This window comes from Streptomyces sp. NH27 (assembly GCF_056859195.1).
On record NZ_JACEGK010000527.1, the window covers coordinates 1 to 5,619 of the forward strand.

General features: G+C 71.9%; 5 protein-coding genes. 1 reads left to right on the forward strand and 4 read right to left on the reverse strand.

Annotated elements, in window-relative coordinates; genetic code table 11:
• Positions 1-765, forward strand: a 765-nt coding sequence (locus AC13HU_RS31045; protein WP_483045304.1) for a DNA polymerase, incomplete at its 5' end; no start/stop codon positions are given.
• A 176-nt stretch (positions 766-941) separates the two neighbouring features.
• Here AC13HU_RS31045 and AC13HU_RS31050 read toward each other — a convergent pair.
• From AC13HU_RS31050 to AC13HU_RS31065, 4 genes are all read right to left on the reverse strand, one after another.
• On the reverse strand, positions 942-1,538 hold the full coding sequence (locus AC13HU_RS31050; RefSeq protein WP_483045305.1) for a dihydrofolate reductase family protein: 597 nt from the start codon (positions 1,536-1,538) through the stop codon (positions 942-944).
• 138 nt (positions 1,539-1,676) lie between these two features.
• Positions 1,677-3,047: a ricin-type beta-trefoil lectin domain protein gene (locus tag AC13HU_RS31055; protein ID WP_483045306.1), complete on the reverse strand. Its 1,371-nt coding sequence runs from the start codon at positions 3,045-3,047 to the stop codon at positions 1,677-1,679.
• Positions 3,047-4,330: an RICIN domain-containing protein gene (locus AC13HU_RS31060; protein WP_483045307.1), complete on the reverse strand. Its 1,284-nt coding sequence runs from the start codon at positions 4,328-4,330 to the stop codon at positions 3,047-3,049. Before AC13HU_RS31060 ends, AC13HU_RS31055 begins: the two co-directional genes overlap by 1 nt.
• Before the next feature lie 250 nt (positions 4,331-4,580).
• A complete protein-coding gene (locus AC13HU_RS31065) occupies positions 4,581-5,558 on the reverse strand; it encodes a lysylphosphatidylglycerol synthase domain-containing protein (RefSeq protein ID WP_483045308.1) in 978 nt (325 codons plus the stop codon).
• Positions 5,559-5,619: the final 61 nt, after the last annotated feature.

Below are 5,619 nucleotides of genomic sequence, written 5' to 3' on the forward strand. Positions count from 1 at the left end.
GGCGGCGCGCTCCAGATCCCCCGGCTGCTGCGGGGCGCGGTGGTCGCCGATCCCGGGCACCGGCTGGTGGTGGCGGACGCCGGCCAGCTCGAACCGCGCGTGCTGGCCGCGATGTCCGGCGACCCCGGGCTGGCCATGGCCGCCTCCGCCGGTGACCTCTACGCGGCGCTCGCTCTCGACGCCTTCGCCGGTGACCGGCCGCGCGCCAAGATCGCGCTGCTCGCGGCGATGTACGGGCAGACCAGTGGCGAGGCGGGGCAGCTCCTCGCGGTGATGCGGCGCCGATTCCCCGCCGCGCTCGCCCTGGTGGAGGCCGCCGCCCGCACCGGCGAGGCGGGCGGCGTCGTACGCTCCCAGCTCGGCCGCACCTCGCCCACGCCATCGGCAAGTCGGTTCATCGACACGGACGGTGGTGACGCCGCGGACGCCGCCGACCCGGGTGACGCCTCTGCGCTCGACCAGCGGGCGGCCCGCTCCTGGGGGCGTTTCACCCGCAACTTCGTCATCCAGGCCAGCGCTTCGGACTGGGCGCTGGCCCTGCTCGCCGCGCTCCGCCGCCGACTGACCGCGATCGGCCCCGAGCCGCGCCTGGTCTTCTTCCAGCACGACGAGGTCATCGTCCACACCCCTACCCGGCTCGCCCCCGCCGTCGAAGCAGCGGTCGCCGCGGCCGGCGACGAGGCCCGCCACCTGGTGTTCGGCCCCACCCCCGTCCCGTTCCCGCTGGATACCCACGCGGTCGAGTGCTACGCGGACGCCAAGTAGCCGCTCAACGCGGCAGGTTCGGATCTGCCGGACGCCGCGCGTCCTGCACCGCCAGTTCCTTGGTGGACCCGGCGAGGCTGGCGTCGAACGACCGGGCAGACGGGCAGGCAGACGGCCGGACCTACCGCCGGTCCGGCCGCTCGGCTCCAAGCGGGCCGGCTCCAAGCGGGCCGGCTTCAGGCAGGCCGGTACGTGGCGATGATCACCCCGGTCCCGGTCGTCTCGGTGCCGGCCACCCGGAAGGTGGACACGTCCGGGGCCGGGCCGGCGCCGGCCTCCGGGAAGAGGCGTCGGCCCGAGCCGAGCACCAGCGGGTGGATCAGGAGCACAAGGGTGTCGACCAGGCGGCGTCGCAGGAGCGAGCGGACCAGGACGCCGCTGCCGAAGACCACCAGGTTCTCGGGCAGTTCGGCCTTCAGGCGGCGCACGGCGTCGGGGACGTCCCCGGTGAGGAGGGTGGAGTTCTGCCAGGCGAGCGGCTCGCCGAGGGTGGTGGAGGCCACGTACTTCCGGACCCGGTCGAGCGCCGCGCTCATCGGGTTCGGTGCCTGCCCGGGCCAGTAGGCGGCGAACCGGTCGTAGGTCGTCCGTCCGGCCAGCAGGGACCAGGCGCTCGACATGTACCCGCCCATGACCTCCTGCATGGCGGGGTCCTGATGCCGGTTCGCCCAGCCGCCGTGCGGGAAGCCGTCCCGCTGGTCCTCCTCCGGATGCCCCGGGGCCTGCATCACCCCGTCGAGTGTCAGATGCTCGATCACGATGACCTCGCCCATGCCATGTCTCCTCACGGTTGTCCGCCGATGCCGTCAGCCGTACCCGCTCGCTGACGGAGAATCACTTACGACCTGGGGAGTAATAGGGAGCGGGGCCGCGTACCGGGCGTCCGCCGTCGGAGCCCGGTACGCGGCGTCTCACCCCGCGTACTGCGCGAGGATGCGGGTGAATTCCCATGCCTGCTGGGACACTCCGGAGCAGGTGTCGTCGTTGGGATAGGAACCGGCGCACGGCCGGTCACGGTTGGCGGACCAGAACGTCAGCCGGGCCAGGTGATGGGCCTGGGCGTAGCCGAGGATGGTCCGGAAGTCGTCCAGGGTGACGGTCTCGTTGTTGTCGGTGATGCCGTTCATCGACGAGATGCCGCTGTGCCGGTACGCCACGTCGTCGCTGTAGCCGTAGGCGCTCTTCAGGGCGTTCTTCAGCCCGTCCGCGGCCTGCTCGGTGAGGGTGCCCATGTTCTGTCCGGCGCCGCCGAAGTCGAACGGCATGATGGTCCATGCGTCGACGGTGAGACCGGAGGCGGCGGCCTTGTTGATCAGACCGGTGTCGGGTCCCGACTGGCCGGTGCCGATGGTGACGTAGACGGTCAGCCCCGGGTTGTTCGCCTTGACGGTCTTGAGGGCGTCGACCACCCGCTGCTGGACGGTGCCGTTGCTGTAGGCGTCGGCCTCGATGTCGATGTCGATGGCCTTCAGGCCGTAGGCGCTGATCACCTTCTGGTACGCCCCGGCGAGCGCGCTCGCGCTGGTGCAGGACTGCTCCAGCTTGTTGCCGCTGTAGCCGCCGAAGGACGGTACGACGTCGCCGCCGGCCGCGCGCACCTTGTCGATGGTGCTCTGGTCGACGCCGCCGGTGAGCGAACGGCTCCCGTCCCACTGGGGGTTGCAGGTGCCGTTGCTGAGCACGAAGGCGAGGGTGAACCACTTCACGCCGGTGGCGTTCATGACCGTGGTCGGGTCGGGCGGGTTGCCCCAGCCGTTGTAGAGGTAGGGGGCGACCGCTTGGACGCCGCTCGCGGGTGGTGGCGTGGTGCCGCCGCCGGTGGGCAGCGTCCACTTCTGGTTGGCGGACCCGGCGCAGGTCCAGATCTGCAGTCTGGTGCCGTTGGCCGAGCTCGGGCCGGTGGCATCCAGGCACTTGCCGGAACCGGCGTTGACGAGTTCGCCGTTGCTCGCCGTCCACTGCTGGGCGGCGGTGCCGTTGCAGTCGTAGAGCTGCACCGTGGTGCCGTCGGCGGTGCCCGCGGCGGTGACGTCCATGCACTTGCCCAGTGCCTGGAGGGAGTTGTCGGAGCCGACGGTCCAACTCTGGGCGGTGGTGCCGTTGCAGTCGTAGAGCTGCACCGCGGTGCCGTTGGCCGAGCTCGCCGCGGCGACGTCCACGCACTTGCCGCCGTAGCCGGTGATGGCGCCGGTGGCCGCGAACGCGCTCTGGGCCGGGCCGAGGGTGGCCAGTGCGCCGGCGGCCAGCGCCGCGCCGGCGAGGATTCCGGTGGTCTTCCGCATCAGCCCGTGTACGTCCACTTCTGGTTGGCGGCACCGGTGCAGGTCCAGATCTGCAGCCTGGTGCCGTTGGCGGAGCTGTTCCCGGTGGCGTCCAGGCACTTGTCGGCCGCGGGGTTGACGATGTCGTGGGCGCTGTTGACCACCCACTGCTGGGCCGCGCTGCCGTTGCAGTCGTAGAGCTGCACGGGTGTGCCGTCGGCGGTGCCGGCCGCGGTCACGTCCAGGCACTTGCCGAGCGACTGGAGGGTGCCGCCGGTGGAGGTCCACTGCTGGGCGGCGGTGCCGTTGCAGTCGTAGAGCTCGACGGGCGTGCCGTTGGCGCTGTTCGCGCCGGTCACGTCGACACACTTGCCGCCGATGCCGGTGATGGTGTGGCCGGTGCCGCCGCCGGAGGAGTCGCTGGTGGTGACGTGTACGTAGTCCACGACGAGTTGCTGCGGGAAGGAGGTGCTGCCGTCGGGGTCGCCGGGCCAGTACCCGCCGACCGCGAGGTTGAGGATGATGTAGAAGGGGTGGTCGAAGACCCAGCGGTTGCCGCCGAGGTCGGCGGGGGTGCGGGTCTCGTAGACCTGGCCGTCCACCGACCAGGAGATCGAGTTCGGCGCCCAGTCGACGGCGAAGGTGTGGAAGGCGTCGGAGAAGCTCTGGCCGCCGGGCAGGGTGTAGCCGGCGCCGATGCCGTTGGAACCTGAGTAGCCGGGGCCGTGGATGGTGCCGTGCACGGAGCCGGGCTCGAAGCCGACGTTCTCCATGATGTCGATCTCACCGCTGTTCGGCCAGCCGACCGAGCCGATGTCGTCGCCGAGCAGCCAGAACGCGGGCCACATACCCTGCCCGCGGGGCAGCTTCATCCGGGTCTCGAAGTGGCCGTACGCCTGGGTGAACTTCTGCGGGGTGGACAGCCGCGCCGAGGTGTACTGACAGGTGCCGTACCAGCACTGGTAGTTGGCCGGGTTCTCCTTGCGGGCGGTGATCACCAGGTCGCCCTGGCCGTCGAGCGCCGCGTTCTGGGTGCCGCTGGTGTAGTACTCGCGCTCGTGGTTGTCGACGTTGTCGCCGGTCTCGTAGCCCCACTTGGAGCTGTCGACGGCGCTTCCGGCCGCGCCGTTGAAGTCGTCGGTGAAGGTGGCGACGGCGGGGGACGCCGCCGCGGGCGCGGCGGAGCCGGAGCCGGCCGCGCTCGTCGCGGCGGCGGCCTGCTGGAGCCAGCCGAACAGCAGCAGCGCGGCCACGGCGAGCAGCGCGAAGGGACGGATACGCCGGGTGCGGGGTGGTGCCGACATGCCGGACTCCTCGGTCGGTGGGGGGCGGAGCAGCGATCGAGCGGGCAATTCCAGTCATGCCCCTGGCACGCCGCTGCCCGGGGAACGGGACCGGGCGCGGGACGAGGGGCAGGACCGGCGTGCTGTGGGGAATGCTGTGGGGGTGCGGGGCCGTCGCGACCCCGGAATGACTTACGCCACGTCTTAGTTCAGGACGTGATTTAAATGGTGAACCTGTGAGCCGTCAAGAGATCCTGCAAAGGTCCGTACCTTAAAGTTCGCCGCGGCGGACCAGCACCGCGAGGACGGCCGCGCCCGGAATGAGCGGCAGCCACGTGGTGAGCAGGCGGTATCCCAGGACGGCCGAGGTCGCGGCGACCGCGGAGGCGCCCGCGGTGACCAGCGCCAGCGCGAGCGCCGCGTCCAGCGAACCGATCCCGGCCGGCGTCGGCAGCCAGCCGGCCGCGGTGCTCGCGCACAGGTACGCCACCATGACGCCGCTGACCGGCACCGGCGCGTGCACCGCGCGGATCACGGCGACCACCACCGCGCCGTGCATCATCGGGAAGGCGAGCGAACCGCCCCACAGGGCCACCATCCGGGACCGGTCACGGTGCACCGCCCGCACGTCGTACGCAACCGAGGCGACGAAGCCGCGCAGCCGGGCACCGAGCCTGCGGGCGTACCGCAGCAGCAGCACGATCCCGGTCAGCGCGGCGGCGCCGCCGACCGCGAGCAGCACCGGGTGGTCCGGCAGCGCGGGCCGCCCGGAGACCACCCGCCGGATGTGCAGCGCGTCCGGGAAGACCAGCAGCGCCGCCAGCAGCAGCACGATCCGCCCGGCCACGGCCGCCGCCGCGCGCACCGCGAGGGCGGCCAGCGCGGCGGTGGGGGTCATGCCGCGCCGGACCAGGAACCGCAGGTTCACCGCGTTGCCGCCGACGCCGGCCGGCAGCACGTGGTTGGCGGCCGAGGCGGCGAACTGCGCGGCCAGCAACCGCCCGGGCGGGACCGTACGGATCACCGCGCCCTGGAGCGCGACGGCGGAGAAGACCCAGGTCATGATCGCGGCCAGGCAGGCCGCGGCAAGCCACTCGCCGTCCGCGGAACCCAGTTGCCCCGCGCCGGAGTTGATGAGCGTCCACTTGCTGACCAGTAGCACCGCGACGGCAGCGAGCGGCAGCAGTATCGCCGTCGATCGCACGGAAGTGCGCTGCCACAAAGCTCCATCGGTGCGTGCGACGGACACGGCGGCTCCTCGGCGCGTGGGGACGGCCTGTCCAGGCTAGGACGTAACGGACCCGCTCTCC